Genomic DNA, 19,166 nt, shown 5'->3' on the forward strand with positions numbered 1-19,166 from the left:
AACCGGCGTCGTGACTACTGTTCATGACTGATAGTTCCATCACGGAAAGCGCTATTTGGCGGTTCCGGCACCGGGACGGCGACTACCATTGGTAGGTGCTTTCCCCGATTACCGTCCGTCCCGCCCTGCCCGAAGACTACGACGACGTTGCCCGCATCACGCAGGACTCCTACGTCACTGCGGGGTACTACGGTGACGCCAACCACCCGTACCTGCAGAAGCTCCAGGATGTGGCCGGCCGGGCAGAGCACGCCGACGTGCTGGTGGCTGAGCGTGACGGCGAGGTTATCGGATCCGTGACCGCGGCACCGGCCGGTGGCGGCTTCTCGGACATCGGCTTGGACGACGAACTGGAACTTCGCACCCTCGTGGTGGATCCGGCAGTCCAGCGCTCCGGGGCTGGCCGCGCGCTGGTCCAGGCTGTCGTGGACAAAGCCAAGGCGATGACCGGGATCAACGCAGTATCCCTGACCACGGGTGCCACGTGGGAGAGCGCCAATGCCCTTTACTCGCGGACCGGCTTTGACCGCGCCCCGCACAGGGACTGGTTCGTGCCCGGCACCGACATAAAACTGTTCGTTTACAGGCTCGAGCTCAGACAGCAATAAAGTTTCCTTCGAAGCGCCGGTCACCGGGCCGGGCGCAACGACAGGAAGGCGCGGCATGCGCAAGACATTCGGCACGGGTTCGGTCTGGGAACAGACCCTTGGCTACTCCCGCGCGGTCCAGGTGGATAACACCCTCTTCATTTCCGCTACGGCAGCTTCCGGCGAAAACGGCATTGTCGGCGATGATTTCTACTCCCAGACCAGGTTCATCCTCGAAAAGCTTGGCTCTGTCCTCGAAGATGCCGGCTTCTCCTATGAGGACGTCGTCCAGTCCAAGCTGTACCTGACCGACATCAGCAAGTGGGAGGACGCCGGCCGTGCCCACGGAGAAGTATTCGGCGAGATCCGGCCCACGTTGTCCCTGGTCCACGTCCTGCCGTTCCTGGACCCGCAGATGCTGGTGGAGATCGAGCTCGTAGCGCAGAAGTCCGCGTAGCAGCCGAATATTTGGGTCAGCCCGGGATGCCGTACCGGTGTTCCGGGCGACCCGTGGTTCCGTACCGCAGTTGAATTTCGACGGCGCCATCATCAGCAAGCGACGACAGGTACCTTTGCGCTGTTGCGCGGGAAACGCCAACCCGTTCCGCGACTTCGGCAGCGGAGTACTGTTCGCCGGGAAGCAAGGATTCCAGGACCGCGGCTTCGGTGGCGGACCGGGGCTTGGCCGCCGGCGATACATCCCCTGGAATGAGTGAGCGTTTGGCCCGTTCGATGGTGCCCTGGTCAATGTTGGGCTGTTGGCCGAGGATCCTGCGGTAGCGCGCGTAGGACCGGAGCTGCTGGGACAAGGTTTCGGCGGTGAAGGGTTTGAGCATGTAGCCCAAGGCGCCCCGCCGCAGGGCAACGCGGACGGACTGCGCGTCAGAGGCGGCAGTCAGCATCACAGCATCAACATCCAGCTGCCCCAGCAGGTCCAGTCCGGAACCGTCGGGCAGGTACACGTCCAGCAGCACCAGGTCCGGGCGCAGGCTGTGGATCGCCTGCAAAGCCTGGGATACCGACCCCGCAGGCGCCAAGGCCATGAAGCCCGCCACCGAATCGACGTACGCCGCATGCAGCCGTGCGACGTGGAAGTCGTCATCGACGATCAGCACCCTCAGATCCTCAACCACTGCGGTCCTCCCTCTCCGTTGAGCTTGTGGGCCCTTCATCCATGACCCCGGGAATGGTGGCCATGAACACCGCGCCCGGGCCACCCTCGCTGCCGTGTTCCAGGACGCGGACATCACCTCCGCGCCTGCGTGCCAGTTGCCGCACCAAAGCCAGCCCCAATCCTTGTCCAGCCCCCGAGCGTACCGGTTGCGCCGACGTCGTGAATCCTTCGGTGAAGATGTCCTCCGGGTCCGCGGCACCCAGCCCGTCTCCGGAGTCGCCCACTACAAGGTGCAGGCGTCCGGCGTCGTCCAGCAGTTCCACTTCCACCCAACGGTCCGCGGCGGAACCGGCGACGGCGGCACTGACCGCATTGTCTATGAGGTTGCCGAGCACGGTGGTGACGTCCTGCGGATCGGCGACGTGGCCACGGACCATGGTCTCCGGCCCGACGCGCAGGCTCACACCGCGCTCGGAGGCCTCCACTCCCTTGGCGCCGATGAAGGCCTGAAGGTAGGCGTCCTGGAGCAGTTCGGCCTGCTCAACGGGAAATTTCAGGGGACCGGTGGCGGAAATCCGGGCGAGGTATTCCTTCGCGGAATCGTATTGTCCGATGCTCATGAAACCGGCGATGGTGTGGAGCTGGTTGGCGAACTCGTGGCGTTGGGCGCGCAGGGCCGTGGACATTGTCCCGACAGCGTCCAGCTGGCGTGTCAGCTGCTGCAGCTCGGTGCGGTCACGGAGCATGACAACCCAGCCGAGATCCTCTTTCCGATGCCATGCTTTCCGCGCGCTGGCCACCAAAACCCGGCCGCCGGCCACAAGTTCGACGGGCTCTGCATCCCGGGCCGCAGGCTGCGTCAGCTGCTTGAGCTGTTCGGGGACGCCCGCAGTTGCCCAGTCCTGGCCGGTGGCATCGGGCAGGTCCAGCAGCCGGGAGGCGGCTGCGTTGAAGACGGAGATCCTGCCGTCGGCGGCTATGCCGATCACGCCGTCGTCCACCCCCTGGAGCACAGCCACCTGGTCGTGGACGAGGGTGCTGATCTCTTCCGGTTCCAAGCCAAGCGTGAGCCGCTGCAGCCTGCGGCGAAGGAGGAAGGAGGCCAGCACGCCTGCGAGGAGCGCGCCGCCGGCGGTGAACGCAATGGGCACAATGTCGCGTGCCAGGCTGTTGCTGAGGGACTCCACGGAATAGCCCACGCTGACCTCACCCACGATGGTGCCGGCGGCATCGGGGGAGTATACGGGGACCTTGGCGCCGGCTGAGGGGCCCAGCGTGCCGGTATTCCGGGTGGTGATTTCCTTCCCGGCGAGGGCTACGGAGGGGTCGGTGCTCACACGTTCGCCGAGCCGGGCAAGGTCGGGGTGGGCCAGGCGCAGGCCTGTTTCGTCCGTGATGACGACGAAGAGGGCTCCGGTGCGCGCTCGGACGGCTTCGGCCGCGGCCTGGAGTGGGCCGACTGCCAGCACATCCGCCGGCGGGGTCCCCTCTTCCTTGCTGATTTCCTGGACGCCGGTCCTGATGTCCGGATCTGCCGCGACTGTCCTGGCCAGGGTGAGGGCCTGGTTTTCGGCTTCGTCACCGATCCGTCCGTACACCAACCAGGCATGGACGGCGCCGCTGAGCAGGACCACCAGCAGGACCACTCCGAGCTGGAGGAGGAGGGTCTGGGTGGAGAACCGCATACCCACCTTGCTGAAAACAGGCACCTTTGCTCCTTTCCTCCTGCTCCATTGAAGCACTGAGCACAATGCGCAAAACGTGCGCAACGAGCACTATCCTGAACAATTCCCTGAAACCCCGGTCCGTGATCGACGCCACCCTATTGTCTGTAGTGCGCATCACATCGATGTGGTGCCCTTCACAGTAGTAAAGGAGCCGGCCATGCTGGTTTTGCTTGGATTCGCAATGATTGCGGTATTCATGGTCCTGATCATGACCAAAAAGTTGACGCCGGTTCTGGCGCTGATCATCGTCCCCACCATCTTCGGTCTCTTCGCAGGGGCAGGCCTGGGCATCGGACCCATGGTCATGGATTCGATGAAGTCCATGACGTCAACGGCCGCGCTCCTGATGTTCGCCATCATCTACTTCGGCTTGATGATCGACGTCGGACTCTTCGACCCGCTGGTCAAGTTCATCCTTCGCAAGCTGGGCAACGACCCGGCCAAGGTTGTGCTGGGCACCGCGATCCTGGCAGCAGCGGTCTCCCTCGATGGGGACGGTTCCACCACGTTCATCCTCACCACCGCCGCGATGCTCCCCGTCTACCTGCGCCTCAAGATGAGCCCCGTGGTACTGACCTGCGTCGCCGGCCTCGCCAACGGAACCATGAACATCCTGCCGTGGGGTGGCCCCACTGCCCGCGCTGCCACTGCGCTCAAGCTCGACGTCAACGACGTCTTCGTGCCCATGGTCCCCTCGCTCATTGTTGGGCTGATCGTCGTGCTGGTCTTCTCCTGGCTGCTCGGCCTGCAGGAACGCAACCGCCTCCGCTCAGTCGCTCCGGAGATCTGGGGCGACGTCGCCGATCCTGCTGACGCGTTCGACGGCGGCACCGGCCGCGGCGGTTCTGTCGCCGGCGGCTCCGGCTCCGGCAAGGGACGCTTCGGATTCGGCCGTACCGGCTCAACTGCTCTCGTCGGCAAGCCGGGCACCGGCGGAGGTTCCGGCGTCGCGGTCCTGGAACGTACCGAAGCACTGGTGGACGACCACGACACCGCCATGGCCGACACCGCGCTGGACCCCAACCGCAAGACCCTGCGTCCAAAGCTTTTCTGGTTCAACCTGGTCCTCACCGTGGCTGTCATGGTCACCCTGGTCGCCAACATTGTTCCGTTGCCGTTCGTCTTCATGGTCGGTTCCGCGATCGCCTTGCTGGTCAACTTCCCCAAGGTCAAGGACCAGGGTGCACAGCTGATCGCCCACGCACCATCCATCGTCGCCGTTGTCAGCATGGTCATGGCCGCCGCTGTGCTCACCGGTGTCCTGAACGGCACGGGCATGGTGAAGGCAATGTCCGAGTGGCTGGTCCAGATCATCCCTGCCGAGATGGGTCCGTTCATGGCCATCATCACGGGCGTCCTGAGCATCCCCATGACGTTCTTCATGAGCAACGACGCGTTCTACTTCGGCGTCCTGCCCGTCCTCAGCGAAACCGCAGCGCACTACGGTGTTGGTGCAGCGGACATGGCCCGCGCCTCCATCACCGGCCAGCCGTTCCACCTGCAGAGCCCGCTGGTCCCCGCCATCCTGCTGCTGGTGTCCCTGGCCAAGGTGGAACTGGGTGACCACCACAAGAAGGTCCTGTGGCGGACCGCAGTCATCTCGATTGTGATGCTGGCCGTCGGAGTCCTGACCGGAGCCATCGGCATCGGCTGACCGACGTGGGTGGCAGGAGTGCCCGGCCCCCACACTGACGGCAAATGATCAGCCCACCGGGTTCGTAGCCTGGCAGGTCTGGTCATTTGCCGTTTGTGTGGGGATGTTGCCCTGCGTAGTGCTTTGAGCTGGCTTGTCGCCGGAAACGAAGTCTTCACCGGCGTAGAGCTGCACGCCTTGGATACCCGTCACCTCCTGGACGTTTGCTGCCGGGAGGCCGAACGTCCCGGCGATGTCCGCCGCCACGTCGGCGAAGCCGGCCTGGTAGTACACCATGGTTTGGGCGCGGGGTTGGCCCTGCAGCCGGACGGTCTTGGTGTAGCCCGCAGCCGTGACCAAGGCCGCGATTGCGTTGCTTCTGCCGGTAACACCGGTTCCGTTGGCAATGCTGATGGGCTGGAGTGCTTTGTCAAAGGCGGGTTTGGCTTCGGAGCTTGACGGCGCGGGGGAGGGGGTTCCGGCTTGTGTAAGGTCCGCGCTGTTCCTGAGGGCAGCAAAGAGATTCGAGGCTGCGGGTTCATCCAGTCCGAGCCTGTTGGGATCTGACGGGGCCGGGACGGTGGGCACGGTGATGAAGTTCACCTTGGCGGGGTCGATGTTCTTGAGCCGGTCGCCAATGGTCAGCAAGGCAGGAACCGAGGCCAGGCCAGTGTCCACCGTCAGGTTCTTGGTCATCGTATCGGCGATGCCCAGCAGCTTTTGGGGGTCGCTGAGCGTCCCCTCCGACTTCAGTTTCCTGGTGAGGGAGCCCAGGAAGGACTGCTGGGCCTTGATGCGGCCCAGGTCGCCGCCGTCGGCAAAAGCGTGGCGTGTCCGGAGGAACGCCAGGGCCTGGTCGCCTTGCACTTGGGAGGTTCCCTTGGGGAGGTGAAGGCCCGAGTCGGAATCGTTGACGGCGGAATTGACGCACACGTCCACCCCGCCCACCGTGGTGGTCAGCTCTTTGACTGCGTTGAAATCGGCCATCATGAAATGGTCCACTTCCAGCCCGGTGAGTTTGTTGACGGTGTCAACAGCGCAGCCGATTCCTGCCTCGGCCATGGCGCTGTTGATCATCACGCCCGGGCGGGCGTCGTGCTGCTCGTTGCTTGCCTGGTCCTTGCAGGCGGGGACGTCCACCAGGAGGTCCCGGGGGAAGCTGATGACGTTCACGTGGTTGTTGTCCGCGGAGATGTCCACCAGCATCATGACATCGGACTGCCCGTAGCCGGAGGACTGGTCCGCCGTTCCGTACTGGCTGTTCTTACCACTTCGGGTATCACTGCCCAGCACCAGGATCTGGAGGCGGTCCTTCCTGTCATCAACCGGACCTTCACTTCGCTGGCCGCCTGCTCCAAGGGAAGTGGTGGAGATATTCGATTGAAGCCGCCACAGCCAGTAGCCGCCAAAGCAAAGGACTCCAACGACTGCAGCAGCAACCACAATGACCCCAATCCGGGGCCAGCGGGGGCGTCTGCGGCGCGGTGAGCCGGTACTTTCCTCGACAAGGCTTCCTTGTCCGGGGTAGCGGGGAGAATCACCATCCGGTGAGTTGGGGGCGGGGCGTTCGTGGCGACCGATCACGGCACTGGCCTTTCCTCTGGGTGGGGGCGGGCCTATGCTACTGAGCGATTCTGGGAAATACCCAAGGGCGCCCACAGGTGCCTATCATTGCTCTGTGCCGCCCTTTGATGTCCTCGTCAGCGCCTGGCAGATCGACTGGGCAGCTGTGATCATGATCAGCGCTTTCGGCGTGCTCTATGGTCTTGGACTGAAGTCTGCCGCCGCCAATGGCCACAGCTGGCCCCTCTGGCGAACCGTCGCGTTCTATGTCCTGGGCCTCGGATCCTTGGCTGTGCTTACCTGCGGGTTCCTCGGAGTCTATAGCTCAGACCTGCGGTGGGCCTTCACAGTCAAGGTTTCCCTGCTCCTGTTCGTGGTGCCGCTCCTGATCGGATTGGGCAGGCCGATCTCACTGGCCCGTGCCGCCTTGCCTCCCTCCGGCATCGAGAGGCTGAACACCGTCCTGGCCCATCCCGCCGTGCGATTGGTCAGCAATTCGCTCGCCGCGCCGCTACTGGGGTTGGCGCTGTTCTCCACCTTCCTGACCCCTGCCTTCCACACCCTGCGGGCCGATCCTTTGGCGCAGGCTCTCCTGACCATCCTGATTCCGTTGCTGGGCCTTCTCATGGCACTGCCCATCATCGAGGAAGCCGATTTCCAGCGGTCCAGTGCCTACATCACCCTGGAGTTCGTCTTCGTCTTCATCGAGCTCCTGGTCGATGCGGTCCCCGGCATCCTGCTCCGCCTTAACGGGCAGGTGCTCGATCACGTGATGACGACGCAAGCGGCCTTGGGCTGGTTCCCGGATCCCTTGCGTGACCAGCAGTTGGCGGGGGATGCTTTGTGGTTCATCTGTGAAATCGTGGACCTGCCGCTCATCATCCTGATGTTCATCCGGTTTTCGCGCAGCGACAAGCGTGAGGCCCGGGGCTTCGACGACCTGACCGACGAGCAACTGGAAGAACTGAACGCCCAACATCTTCGAGGGCGCTGAGAAGGAGATCGCCATGCCTGACCTTCGCGCCGGCCTGCCCGCGATATGGGCCGACGGTCTGGGACGTGCCAGCATCCGCTCCATCCAGGCCCTGACCGTAGGGGCGCTGGCCTGGGCTGTCATCTGGGCGCTGACCCGTGTCCCACTGGTGTTGATCCCGCTCACGATCGCGCTGATCCTGGCCGCTGCGATCGCGCCGCTGGTGCGTTGGCTTGACCGGCACGGCTGGCCGCGCGCCCTCGCCGTACTGGCCTCGTTCGTGGGAATCCTTGTGGTGTTCGGCGGGATTGTGACGGGGATCGTGTTCCTCATCCGGGCACAGTCGAAAGACCTGACAGCGAAGGCGGTTGCCGGCCTCGACCACCTCCACGATTTCCTGACCTCCGGACCAATCCCGGTGAGCGACGCCCAAATCAACGACACCCGCGAATCGGTACAGCGGTTCTTCACCTCCAGCTCGTTTGGTACGGAAGCACTGACCGGGGCACGGACATTGGGGGAAATCCTGGCCGGAATGGTGCTGATGGCTGTGATCCTGTTCTTCTTCCTCAAGGACGGGCACAAGATCCGCAACTTCCTGATCGGCTTCCTGCCCGCCGAACGCCGCCCCAAAGCGCACATGGCCATCGAACGCAGCGCGGTCGTCCTGGGCGGCTACGTCCGCGGAACTGCCATCGTTGCCGCAACGGACGGAATCATCGTTGGGGTGGCCTTGGCCATCCTGGGCGTTCCCTTGGCGTTGCCGCTGGGCGCCTTCGTCTTCATTGGAGGGTTTATCCCGATCATCGGCGCTACGGCCGCGGGAACCTTGGCGGTCGCCGTCGCCCTGATCTCCAATGGTCCTGTGACGGCCCTGATTGTGCTGGCCGTCGTCGTCGGTGCAAACCAGCTGGAACACCACCTCCTGCAACCCCTCCTGATGGGCAGGGTCCTCAGCATTCACGGATTGGCGATCCTGCTGGCCCTGGCTGCCGGCACCATGATCGCCGGAATCGTGGGTGCACTGCTCGCCGTTCCTGTCACCGCCGTCGGATGGACCGTCTTCAAGACGCTGTCCGGGCCGGAACCGGATCAGGAACCTGAACCCGGACCGGACGCTGAAGCAGTTGCGGCTGAGGGCTGACCGAGGCGCGTGCCCGGCCAAGTAGACTGGTTCGGAAAACCATTTGAACTTTGCAGGGGAGATCCATGGCTGCGATCAACCGTGACGACGTCGCGCATCTTGCGCGTCTGGCTCACATTGAAATGAGTGCCGAAGAACTGGACAGGATGGCTGGCGAGCTCGCCGTCATCGTTGATTCGGTGAAGTCCGTCAGCGAAGCCGCGGGAGAGGACGTGCCGGCCACGTCGCACCCGATTCCGCTGACCAACGTGTTCCGTGAGGACGTCGTGGGTCACACGTTCACGGCTGAGCAGGCGTTGTCCGGCGCTCCGGATGCGTACGAGAACCGTTTCAAGGTCCCGGCAATCCTGGATGAGGACTAATTACTGATGACTGAACTGAAGAACGAACTCATCCGCCACTCCGCTGCTGATCTCGCAGCCAAGCTGGCCTCCGGCGACGTATCCGCTGTCGAGGTGACACAGGCGCACCTCGACCGGATCGCCGACGTCGATGGCCAGGTACATGCCTTCCTGCACGTCAACACGGAAGAAGCGCTCGCCGTAGCCGCCGAGGTTGACGCTGCCCGCGCCGCCGGGGGATCCGCCGCCGAGGAACTGCACGCCCTTGCCGGCGTGCCCATCGCCGTCAAGGACCTCATTGTCACCATTGGCCAGCCGACTACAGCTGGTTCGAAGATCCTTGAGGGCTGGCACAGCCCGTACGACGCAACCGTGGTCAAGAAGCTGCGCGCAGCCAAGATGCCGATCCTGGGCAAGACCAACCTGGATGAATTCGCCATGGGTTCTTCCACGGAACACTCGGCATTCGGTCCCACCCGCAACCCCTGGGACCTGGACCGCATTCCTGGTGGTTCAGGCGGTGGCTCCGCGGCCGCCGTCGCCGCTTTTGAGGCCCCGTTGGCACTGGGCACCGATACGGGCGGTTCCATCCGCCAGCCTGGCGCTGTCACCGGAACCGTGGGCGTCAAGCCGACGTATGGCGCAGTGTCCCGTTACGGCGCCATTGCCATGGCGTCGTCGCTGGACCAGATCGGCCCGGTTTCCCGTACGGTGCTGGACTCCGCTTTGCTGCAGGAAGTCATCGGCGGGCACGATCCTTTCGATTCCACGTCCCTGACCGACCCGTTCACCAACCTGGTGGCCGCTGCCCGCATGGGCAACGTAGCCGGGATGAAGATCGGTATTGTGAAGGAACTCCACGGCGAGGGCTACCAGGCCGGCGTCGAGAACCGTTTCAACGAGTCCCTCCAGATCCTCAAGGATGCCGGAGCTGAAATCGTTGAGGTTTCCTGCCCCAACCTGAAGTACGCCCTGGGTGCCTACTACCTGATCATGCCGTCCGAGGTGTCCAGCAACCTGGCCAAATTCGACGGCGTGCGGTTTGGCTTGCGCGTCCTGCCCAAGGACGGCCCCATGACCATTGAGCGTGTCATGGCAGCCACCCGCGCGGCAGGTTTCGGTGACGAGGCCAAGCGCCGCATCATCCTGGGCACGTACGCACTAAGTGCCGGATACTACGACGCCTACTACGGCTCGGCCCAGAAGGTTCGCACCCTGATCCAACGCGACTTCGATGCCGCTTTCGCCCAGGCCGATGTCCTGATTTCTCCGACGGCGCCCACCACGGCGTTCAAGCTCGGCGAGAAGCTCGACGATCCGCTGGCCATGTACTTGAACGACGTCGCGACGATTCCGGCCAACCTTGCCGGCATTCCGGGGTTGTCGTTGCCGGGCGGCCTGGCCGACGAAGACGGCCTGCCGGTCGGCATCCAGCTGCTGGCTCCGGCCCGCGAGGATGCCCGCCTGTACCGCGTGGGTGCTGTCCTTGAATCCATCCTTGAAGAGAAGTGGGGCGGCCCGATGCTCGCGCAGGCACCAGCACTTGGCGCTGCCGCAACTACCGCCGGAGGTTCCAACTAATGTCCGTCGACGCAACCCTGAGCTTCGAAGAGGCCATGGAGAAGTACGATCCCGTCCTGGGGTTCGAGGTCCACGTGGAGCTCAACACCAAGACCAAGATGTTTTCCTCCGCTCCGAACGTTTTCGGTGACGAGCCGAACACCAACGTCAACGAAGTAGACCTCGGCATGCCCGGTGTCCTTCCCGTGGTGAACAAGACGGCGGTGGAGTCATCCATCAAGATCGGCCTTGCCCTGAACTGCAAGATCGCCGAATCATGCCGTTTTGCCCGGAAGAACTACTTCTACCCGGACACCCCCAAGAACTTCCAGACGTCCCAGTACGACGAGCCGATCGCGTATGACGGCTACCTCGACATCGAGCTGGAAGACGGCACGGTGTTCCGCGTGGAGATCGAACGCGCACACATGGAGGAAGACGCCGGAAAGCTCACCCACATGGGTGGCGCTGCCGGCCGTATCCAGGGTGCCGACTACTCATTGGTGGACTACAACCGTTCGGGTGTGCCACTGGTGGAAATCGTCACCAAGCCGATCGAGGGCGCGGGCAGCCGCGCACCGGAACTGGCCAAGGCTTACGTCGCGGCAATCCGCGAGATCGTCAAGAACCTCGGTGTTTCCGATGCCAGGATGGAGCGCGGCAACGTCCGTTGCGACGCCAACGTTTCGTTGCGGCCGCACGGCCGGGAGCGCTTCGGTATCCGTTCGGAAACCAAGAACGTGAACTCCCTGCGCGCCGTCGAGCACGCCGTCCGTTACGAGATCCAGCGCCATGCTGCCGTCCTGGAATCCGGCGAGCCGGTCATCCAGGAGACACGCCACTGGCACGAGGATACGCGGTCGACGACGTCCGGTCGCCCCAAGTCCGACGCCGACGATTACCGCTACTTCCCGGAGCCGGACCTGGTTCCCGTCGTTGCTTCCCGTGAGTGGGTGGAGGAGCTTCGCGCTACCCTCCCGGAGCCCCCGGCGGAACGCCGTAAGCGCCTCAAGGAAGCCTGGGGCTACTCGGATCTCGAGTTCCGCGATGTGGTGAACGCCGGCGTCATGGATTCCATCGAGGAAACCATCGCAGCAGGAGCGTCTGCTGACGTTGCCCGCAAGTGGTGGATGGGCGAGATCGTTGGCCGCGCCAAGGTTGCCGACGTCGATCCTTCCGAGCTGGGTGTCACCCCACAGGTCATCGTGGAGCTGAACAAGCTGGTTGAAGACGGCAAGATCAACAACAAGATGGCCACCCAGGTCCTGGACGGCGTGCTCGCCGGCGAAGGAACTCCGGCTGAGATCGTCGAGAAGCGCGGCTTGGCCGTGGTGTCCGACGACGGCCCCCTCCTGGAAGCCATCGACGCCGCACTCGCCGCGCAGCCGGATGTCGCGGAGAAGATCCGAGGCGGCAAGGTCCAGGCCATCGGCGCGATCGTTGGTGGCGTCATGAAGGCCACCCGTGGCCAGGCCGACGCCGGCCGTGTCCGCGAGCTGATCCTGCAGAAGCTCGGCGTCGAGGGCTGATCCCTTGGCTTGACCCGCAAGTAGCCCGCTGTGGTGCCCGTTCCCATCCGGAACGCCACCACGGCGGGCTACTTTTTTGTCCTGACGCGCGCACAATGGATGCATGGGCACCATCACACCAGGATTTCGAAAGGTCCTCCTTGCCGGTGGGATCGCCGTCGCGTTGACCGGAGGTGGGACCGCCGCAGTGTGGGCGGGCACCCAACCGAGCCCTTCGCCGTCGAGCTCCACCGCCTCACCAAGCCCGACCACCTCAGCGGACACCAAGGCCGCGGAGGGACGCGGAAAAGGTATCCACGGCGAGCACGTCGTGAAACAACAGGATGGCAGCTACCGCACCGTGGTCACCCAGGCCGGAACCATTGAATCGGTGAGCGACTCGGAGGTCACGGTCAAGAGCGAAGACGGCTTCACCCAGCGGTATGCCATCAACGCCGAAACCCGCATCACCAAGATCCCGACGGACCTGTCGCAGCTCCGGAACGGAAAGGGCAAGCCCATGCTGCCCTCGGCCACGGTTGCTGAGCTGAAGGCCGGTGACACCGTGCACGCCAGCGGGATCAAGGACGGCACTGCGGTGACCGCGACGCGGATCGTGTCAGGCGAACTTCCGGCAGGACCCAAAGGGAAGCTCGGGCATCGGGCCCACGGCCGCGCCTGAGTCAGAGGCCTGCGCCTGAGTCAGAGGGCCACTGTCCGGAAACCCAGGTTGGCGCTGGCTGAGTCGGGCGTGTTGGAACTGCGCGCGGACAGTCGGTAGCGGTTGCAGTACGAATCGTGGCAAAGGTATGAGCCTCCGCGCATGACCCGCCCGCTGCCGATCGTCGGGCCTGGCGGGTTCACCACCGTGCCCTGAGCCTGGCACGTCCTGTAGTACTTGGGCAGGAACCAGTCGCTGCACCATTCCCAGACGTTTCCGCTGGTTTGGTAGAGCCCGTAGCCGTTGGGGCTGTATGAACGGACCGGCGCGGTGGTGAGGTAGCCGTCGTCGAGGTCGTTGCGGACCGGGAAATTGCCTTGCCAGATATTGCAGTTGTGGGCGTCCTGGCCCAGAGTTCCGTTGTGGAGTTCGTTGCCCCACGGGTAGCGTTGCCCGGCCAGGCCACCGCGCGCGGCGTATTCCCATTCGGCTTCCGTGGGGAGCCTGCGGGACGCCCACGCACAGTAAGCCAGGGCATCGTTGTAGGACACGTGGGTCACGGGGTGGTCGGGGATGTCTGTCCAGTGCGAGAGCGGCCCCGCAGGGTGCGCCCAGTCAGCTCCGCGGACATTGAGCCACCAGGGGACCGGGCTGACCCGGTTCAGAATGTCCTCCGGCCGGGCTTTCACGGCCAGGTGGAACACCGCCGAGGTCCCGTAGAGCTCGGACTCGGTGCGGTGCCCGGTGGCGTCGACAAAGCCGGCAAATTGCTCATTGGTTACCGTGGTGGCGCTGATTCGGAACGCCGACACCTGTACCTCGTGCACGGGAGTTTCGCCGTCTCCGTCGTAGCCTTCGCCGAACGGATCACCCATGGCGAAGGTGCCGGCCGGAATGTCGACGTCGGATGTTTCGGATGCTCCGGTTGAGCGTGCCGCACTTTCGACGGCGGTGCCCGCAGCTTTTTCGACGGCGTCGCCCGCCATGGCTCGAACACCTATGGTGTGCAGGGGGAGGGGCCGGCCCTGCTCGAGGGATCTGCCCTGATGGGTATGCGTCCGGGCGCCTGGGCTGCAGCAATCTGCCATGTGAACTCTCTGTCTGAACTCCGCCTGCTAGTACTTTAGCGGTGCCGGAGGCTTGGCCCGCGCCTGTTGCGCCTGTTGCACCCGCGCCCAGCGCACCCCGTACACCCCTCGCACCCCTAGCACCCCTTGTCCGCACCCTTGGTCCGCACCCGTTACCGCCCAGCGCACCCCGTACACCCCTGGCACGCACCCCTTGCCGCCCTGCGCACCAGCACTTACGGGGGCGAATGGCGCGTGCAGGTGCGGAGCGCCGCCACGGAAGCGCCACCCTGCACCAACAAAGTGATGGAAAGTGATTTCTGTGATCAGTTTCAATCATGTTCTTGCAAAAGTGGAAAGCGTCACTTATCGTTTGTTAAACGGTTAACGAGCGTGGCCTGAATCACATTGATGATTTGGGCTCAGCACTTGAGGAGACAGCATGAACTCGACGACGGAACAGGCTCCGGCATTGCCCGAAGCTCGCCGAGTCCCGGCCAGGGCGGGCAGCAAGCCACCCGGAACCGGCCCAAAGAAGCGGAAGGGCAAGGCTCCGCAGCAAAGCTTCCGGTCACGCCTGCGTCGAGACAAGCAGATGCTGCTCATGATGGTGCCGGGCGTGGCCTTTCTGCTGCTCTTCTTCTACATTCCCATCCTCGGCAACGTCATCGCGTTCCAGGACTACCAGCCCTACTTGGGCATCGGTGACAGCCTGTGGGTTGGCTGGCAGAACTTCGTGGAACTGTTCGGAAACCCGGACTTCCTCCACGCTTTCTGGAACACCCTGTACCTGGCAGCCTGGCAACTGGTCTTCCTGTTCCCGGTGCCCCTGGTGCTGGCCCTGATTGTCGACTCGCTGATCAGTACCCGGGTCCGCAAGATCTTCCAGAGCATCGCCTACCTGCCGCACTTCCTGTCCTGGGTCCTGGTAATTGCGTTCTTCCAGCAAATGCTGGGTGGTGCGGGATTCGTCAACAACCTGCTCCGTGATTGGGGCATGGACCCGATTCCGTTCATGACCAACCCCGAGACCTTCCCTCTCATGGTGGTGGTCCAGATGATCTGGAAGGACGCCGGCTGGGCCATGATCATCTTCCTGGCAGCCCTTGCCAGCATTGACGCGTCACTCTACGAAGCAGCCGCGGCAGATGGTGCAGGGCGCTGGCGCCGGATGTGGCACATCACCCTCCCCGGGCTCCGGCCGGTGATCGTTCTGCTGCTGATCCTTCGGATCGGCGACATCCTGTCCGTCGGCTTTGAGCAGTTCATCCTGCAGCGTGACGCAGTAGGGGCCGGAGCTGCGGAAGTGCTGGACACCTTCACCTATTACACCGGCGTAGTGGGCGGCGGTTGGAGCTCCGGCGCAGCAGCCGGGCTCGCCAAAGGTGTGGTCAGCGCCCTGCTGATCTACGGCGCCAACAAACTTGCCCACCGTTTCGGAGAAGACGGAATCTTCGCAAAACAAGCGCGCTGAGAGCCACGCAGGCCCGCGCGGCAGCCGCACAAGGAGAACCCATGGCAACAACACTTTTCACCAGGAAACCCCGGGAACTGACGTACAACCCCAAACGCCCGGTGTGGAAGGAAAAACCTTCCGCGCTCTACCAAACGGTCAAAGCAGTCGTCCTGATCGTCTTCAGTATCTCCATCCTGACCCCCATCCTGTTGGTGGTTTCGACGTCCCTTGCGGATACGGAGCAGCTCGTCAAGGCAGGCGGGTTCGTCCTCTGGCCGGAGCGACCCACGTTCGAAGCCTATGCCACCATCTTCAAAGGCCCCATGGTCCTGCAGTCGCTGGGCGTGAGCATGCTGATCACGGCAGTAGGCACCATCCTGGCGCTGTTCGTGACCATCACCATGGCCTACGCCACCAGCCGCACTGTCCTCTTCGGCCGGCCGGTGATCCTGGCAGTGCTGTTCACGCTGCTTTTTGCACCGGGCCTGATTCCGTCCTTCCTCATGATCCGTCAGCTGGGGCTGCTGGACTCGCTGTGGTCGCTGATCCTTCCCGGCATTTTCGGTGCCTTCAACTTTGTGGTCATGCGGTCCTTCTTCATGAACATCCCCGGGGAACTGATTGAAAGCGCCAGGATCGACGGCGCCAACGACTGGCAGATTCTGTGGCGGATCGTCATGCCGCTGTCCAAAGCCGTGATCGCCGTCGTCGGGCTGTTCTACGCGGTTGGTTTCTGGAACTCCTTCTTCAATGCATTGCTCTACATCAACGACCACTCCAAGTGGCCGATTCAGTTGTTGCTCCGCAACTTCGTAGTCCAGGGCAGCGGTGCCGCAGATCAGCTCGGAATCACCACAACGCCTCCGCCGCAGTCCATCCAGATGGCCGTCGTCGTGGTTGCCCTGGTCCCCATCCTGATGGTCTACCCGTTCCTCCAAAAGCACTTCGCCAAGGGCGTCATCACCGGCGCAGTGAAGGGCTGACCGCATCCGCGGACCCGCCAAAGAACTGACACAACACACCATGAAGCAAGTAACCAGAAAGGGTTATGCCATGACGAGCACTACCTCACAGGCTGGATTCAGCCGCCGCGGTTTCCTTGGCCTCGCAGGCCTGGCCGTGACCGCCGTCGGCCTGTCCGCCTGCGGTGGTGGCGGGTCTGCAGGCAACGGAGGCGCCGCCGCCTCAGCCTCGGTCAAACTGCCCACGTACAAGGAATTTACCGGAGTCACCCCCGATATTGCGGGCAATGCCAAGGGCCTCCAGGCCGGGTACTTCAAGCTGCCCACCGCCGTGCAGTCCGTGAAGACTCCGCCCCTCAAAGGCAAAGTGACCGGGCTGACCGAAACCTTCGACACCATGAGCCCCGGGCTGAAGGACAACCCGTTCTGGCAGCGTCTCAACGCCAAGCTCGGCGGCGACCTGGAGCTGCAGATCGCAGAGGACATTGGCGACGGCTACCCGGCGAAGTTCGCCACCGTCCTTGCCAGCAACGACCTCCCGGACATGATGTGGGTTCCGCCGAACCAGGGCATTCCCAACGTCGGCCCCATGCTGGAAGCCAAGTTCCAGGACCTGACGCCCTACCTCTCGGGCGACGCCGTCCTTGAGTACCCCAACCTCGCGGCCCTCAAGCCCGATTCCTGGAAGACCGCCGTCGTCAATGGCAAGATCTGGGGAGCTCCCATCCCGAGCACCCCGTTCGGCCAGGTCTATGTGGGCAATCATGCAGTGTGGGAGCAGGTAGGGGGCTTTGAGGCCGGCAGCGCTGATGAGTTCCTGGACAAGGCCAAGGAACTGACGCGTCCCGGTGAGCAGAAGTACGCGTTGGAGCCCGCCTACATCAACGCCCTGCACATGGTCACGGAGTGGTTCGGTGCCCCGAACAGCTGGGCAGTGAACAAGGACCGCACGTTGACGCACCTCTACGAAACCGACGAATACCTGGCCGGTGTGGAGTTCACGGCCAAAATGTTCGCCGCCGGTGTCTTCTACCCGGACTCCAAAGCCACCGACATCCGTTCCCGCGTAGCCAATGGCAGCGTCGCAGCCCAGGTGGTGGTTGGTCCGCACGACATCCGCAGCTACCGCTCGCTGAACAAGGACGCCCAGTTCGACATTTTGATCCCCTTCAGTGCCGACGGCAAGGTCAAGCCCGTCTACGACATGGGGTACGGAACAGTCGGTTTCACACCATTCAAGAAGGCGGACGAGGGCAAGATCCGCGAGCTCCTCGCGCTGATCAACTACCTGTCGGCGCCGTTCGGCACCGTGGAATACATGCAAAAGAACTTCGGCGAGCTCGGCCAGGACTACACCATCGACGCCTCCGGAACCCCGGCACGCACCGAAACCGGCACCACCAACGCCCCCGGCCTGGTATCCGCGTTGAACATCATGGCCAGTCCGGAAAACGTCATTTTCAACCCGGGCTTCGACGACGACACACGCTACGTCAGCAAGCAGGAAGAAAAGCTCCTCGAATTCGCGTGGCGCAACCCCACCAACGGTTCCTACTCGGACACCAACGCCAAGGTGGGAGCAAAGATCACCAAGCAACTGCGCGACAAGGTAGTGGATATCATCACCGGCCGCGCCAAGATCGACGAACTCAAGGACGCCGTGAAGCGCTGGAAGAGCGAGGGCGGCGACAAGATGCGCGACGAGTACCAGGCCGCGTTGGACCCCAACGCCCCGGTCTTCAGGAGCTAGCCTCAGACCAACAACGAAGAAAACAAGCACGTACCAGCAGGGGGAACCATGGCAAAAACAAGCAGCACCGGAGTCCGACCCACCATCCGTATGGTGGCCGAATTGGCGGGCGTCTCCACGGCCACGGTTTCCTATGTCCTCTCGGGTCGCCGCGGTGATGGCGGACCAGGTGTTTCGGACCCGACGGCGGAAAAGGTCAAGGCCGCTGCGGAGCGGCTCGGCTACCGCCCCAATCAGGCGGCCCGTGCCATCCGGACCGGCCGTACCAACACAGTGATCCTGTCGCTGACCATGCTGTCCGATCCCTGGTCCCTGTCCGTCATTGAGGCCGTCCAGAAGGCGGCCGCCCCGCTGGGCATCACACCGATGATCCTCGGAGATGCGGACTGGGTGAAGGTCCTGGGCACGCATAACGCCGACGCCGTGTTCGTGGACGCTGTCAGCAAGGGCCAGCGGGATGAACTTCGTAAGCTCGCCGAGCACGGAACCACCCTGGTGGTCTTCGACGAAGGGTTGGACGCGGAAGGGTTCGACGTTATCCGTTCCATTGCCGGGCCTGGCTGCCGCATGGCCGTGGAGCACCTGCTCCACGGCCATCGGAAGATCGCTTGCCTGACTCCGGCCACGGCCCAGGGAACCTCCGGTGGGGCACGCTACAGGGCCTACTCCGAAGCGCTCGCAGCCGCCGGAATTGCGGAACGGGAAGACTACGTGGGCTTGTTCGATGGCACCAGCGCCGGGGCCTACGCTGCGGCAACGCGGGTACTCAGCATGCCGGACCGGCCTACTGCTATCTACGCCACCACGGATTTCGCCGCAGTCAGCGCCATCAACGCCGCCCAACGCCTGGGGCTGGCCGTGGGCACCGATGTAGACATCATCGGCGTCGGCAACACGGTAGAAGGTGAACGGATGTCGCCGTCGCTGAGCACTGTTGGCCCAGTGGACTTTTTCGACAAGCTGGCCCGGCTGCTCCTGCGACGTGCCACCGGCCAGACCGGAGACTCTGCCGGAGGTGCCGCAAAGGAGCCGGGTGTCCTGGACTTCCCCTGGCACTTGTTCGTGCGCGAATCGGCGCCGCATCGCAGCGCCGCAACCAGACTTTACTAATGAATCAGCA

The 19,166-nt window shown here is 63.6% G+C and carries 17 protein-coding genes; 13 read left to right on the top strand and 4 right to left on the bottom strand.

From position 1 onward, the window contains the following. Positions 1-95 precede the first annotated feature (95 nt). Positions 96-608, top strand: coding sequence for a GNAT family N-acetyltransferase (locus QRM57_RS08000; RefSeq protein WP_284986195.1), 513 nt, complete (start codon positions 96-98; stop codon positions 606-608). A 55-nt stretch (positions 609-663) separates the two neighbouring features. Beyond that, complete coding sequence (locus QRM57_RS08005) at positions 664-1,044, top strand: RidA family protein (protein WP_235519550.1); 381 nt, start codon at positions 664-666, stop codon at positions 1,042-1,044. 16 nt (positions 1,045-1,060) lie between these two features. On the opposite strand, the gene QRM57_RS08010 is transcribed toward QRM57_RS08005, so the two are convergent. Together QRM57_RS08010 and QRM57_RS08015 are read right to left on the bottom strand one after the other, a co-directional pair. Beyond that, positions 1,061-1,720: a response regulator gene (locus tag QRM57_RS08010; RefSeq protein ID WP_284986197.1), complete on the bottom strand. Its 660-nt coding sequence runs from the start codon at positions 1,718-1,720 to the stop codon at positions 1,061-1,063. Further along, positions 1,713-3,386, bottom strand: coding sequence for a sensor histidine kinase (locus QRM57_RS08015; protein WP_284986238.1), 1,674 nt, complete (start codon positions 3,384-3,386; stop codon positions 1,713-1,715). The genes QRM57_RS08010 and QRM57_RS08015 overlap by 8 nt, the downstream gene beginning before the upstream one ends. 199 nt (positions 3,387-3,585) lie before the next feature. On the opposite strand from QRM57_RS08015, the gene QRM57_RS08020 reads away from it, so the two are divergent. Continuing rightward, positions 3,586-5,082: a CitMHS family transporter gene (locus tag QRM57_RS08020; RefSeq protein ID WP_284986198.1), complete on the top strand. Its 1,497-nt coding sequence runs from the start codon at positions 3,586-3,588 to the stop codon at positions 5,080-5,082. A 48-nt stretch (positions 5,083-5,130) separates the two neighbouring features. Here QRM57_RS08020 and QRM57_RS08025 read toward each other — a convergent pair whose 3' ends face one another. Next, on the bottom strand, positions 5,131-6,645 hold the full coding sequence (locus tag QRM57_RS08025) for an LCP family protein (protein ID WP_502868630.1): 1,515 nt from the start codon (positions 6,643-6,645) through the stop codon (positions 5,131-5,133). A gap of 94 nt (positions 6,646-6,739) precedes the next feature. Between QRM57_RS08025 and QRM57_RS08030 the strand changes: the two genes are divergently transcribed. The 6 genes from QRM57_RS08030 (at position 6,740) to QRM57_RS08055 (ending at position 12,832) form a co-directional block, all read left to right on the top strand. Continuing rightward, positions 6,740-7,618: a cytochrome c oxidase assembly protein gene (locus tag QRM57_RS08030; RefSeq protein WP_284986200.1), complete on the top strand. Its 879-nt coding sequence runs from the start codon at positions 6,740-6,742 to the stop codon at positions 7,616-7,618. A gap of 13 nt (positions 7,619-7,631) precedes the next feature. Then, positions 7,632-8,741: an AI-2E family transporter gene (locus QRM57_RS08035; RefSeq protein WP_284986201.1), complete on the top strand. Its 1,110-nt coding sequence runs from the start codon at positions 7,632-7,634 to the stop codon at positions 8,739-8,741. A gap of 65 nt (positions 8,742-8,806) precedes the next feature. Further along, positions 8,807-9,103, top strand: coding sequence for an Asp-tRNA(Asn)/Glu-tRNA(Gln) amidotransferase subunit GatC (gene gatC, locus QRM57_RS08040; RefSeq protein WP_167264767.1), 297 nt, complete (start codon positions 8,807-8,809; stop codon positions 9,101-9,103). 6 nt (positions 9,104-9,109) lie between these two features. Next, on the top strand, positions 9,110-10,663 hold the full coding sequence (gene gatA / locus QRM57_RS08045) for an Asp-tRNA(Asn)/Glu-tRNA(Gln) amidotransferase subunit GatA (RefSeq protein ID WP_257368524.1): 1,554 nt from the start codon (positions 9,110-9,112) through the stop codon (positions 10,661-10,663). Next, a complete protein-coding gene (gene gatB, locus QRM57_RS08050; protein WP_235519568.1) occupies positions 10,663-12,171 on the top strand; it encodes an Asp-tRNA(Asn)/Glu-tRNA(Gln) amidotransferase subunit GatB in 1,509 nt (502 codons plus the stop codon). Before gatA ends, gatB begins: the two co-directional genes overlap by 1 nt. Before the next feature lie 103 nt (positions 12,172-12,274). Then, positions 12,275-12,832: a DUF5666 domain-containing protein gene (locus QRM57_RS08055; protein WP_284986202.1), complete on the top strand. Its 558-nt coding sequence runs from the start codon at positions 12,275-12,277 to the stop codon at positions 12,830-12,832. A 20-nt stretch (positions 12,833-12,852) separates the two neighbouring features. Here the strand turns inward: QRM57_RS08055 and QRM57_RS08060 are convergent, their stop codons facing one another. Beyond that, entirely contained in the window at positions 12,853-13,899 is a 1,047-nt protein-coding gene (locus QRM57_RS08060) for a formylglycine-generating enzyme family protein (protein ID WP_502868631.1), read from the bottom strand. Between the two features lie 421 nt (positions 13,900-14,320). Here QRM57_RS08060 and QRM57_RS08065 point away from each other — a divergent pair, with 421 nt between their 5' ends. The 4 genes from QRM57_RS08065 to QRM57_RS08080 all read left to right on the top strand — a co-directional run bounded on the left by QRM57_RS08065 (position 14,321) and on the right by QRM57_RS08080 (position 19,156). Further along, positions 14,321-15,352, top strand: a complete 1,032-nt coding sequence (locus tag QRM57_RS08065; RefSeq protein ID WP_235519571.1) for an ABC transporter permease — start codon at positions 14,321-14,323, stop codon at positions 15,350-15,352. Positions 15,353-15,393: 41 nt separating this feature from the next. After that, positions 15,394-16,317: a carbohydrate ABC transporter permease gene (locus QRM57_RS08070; RefSeq protein WP_235519572.1), complete on the top strand. Its 924-nt coding sequence runs from the start codon at positions 15,394-15,396 to the stop codon at positions 16,315-16,317. A 70-nt stretch (positions 16,318-16,387) separates the two neighbouring features. Beyond that, positions 16,388-18,046, top strand: coding sequence for a type 2 periplasmic-binding domain-containing protein (locus QRM57_RS08075; RefSeq protein ID WP_235519574.1), 1,659 nt, complete (start codon positions 16,388-16,390; stop codon positions 18,044-18,046). A 48-nt stretch (positions 18,047-18,094) separates the two neighbouring features. Further along, positions 18,095-19,156, top strand: a complete 1,062-nt coding sequence (locus tag QRM57_RS08080) for a LacI family DNA-binding transcriptional regulator (RefSeq protein ID WP_257368519.1) — start codon at positions 18,095-18,097, stop codon at positions 19,154-19,156. Positions 19,157-19,166 lie beyond the last annotated feature (10 nt).

Source organism: Arthrobacter sp. fls2-241-R2A-172 (genome assembly GCF_030208885.1).
Lineage (GTDB): Bacteria > Actinomycetota > Actinomycetes > Actinomycetales > Micrococcaceae > Arthrobacter.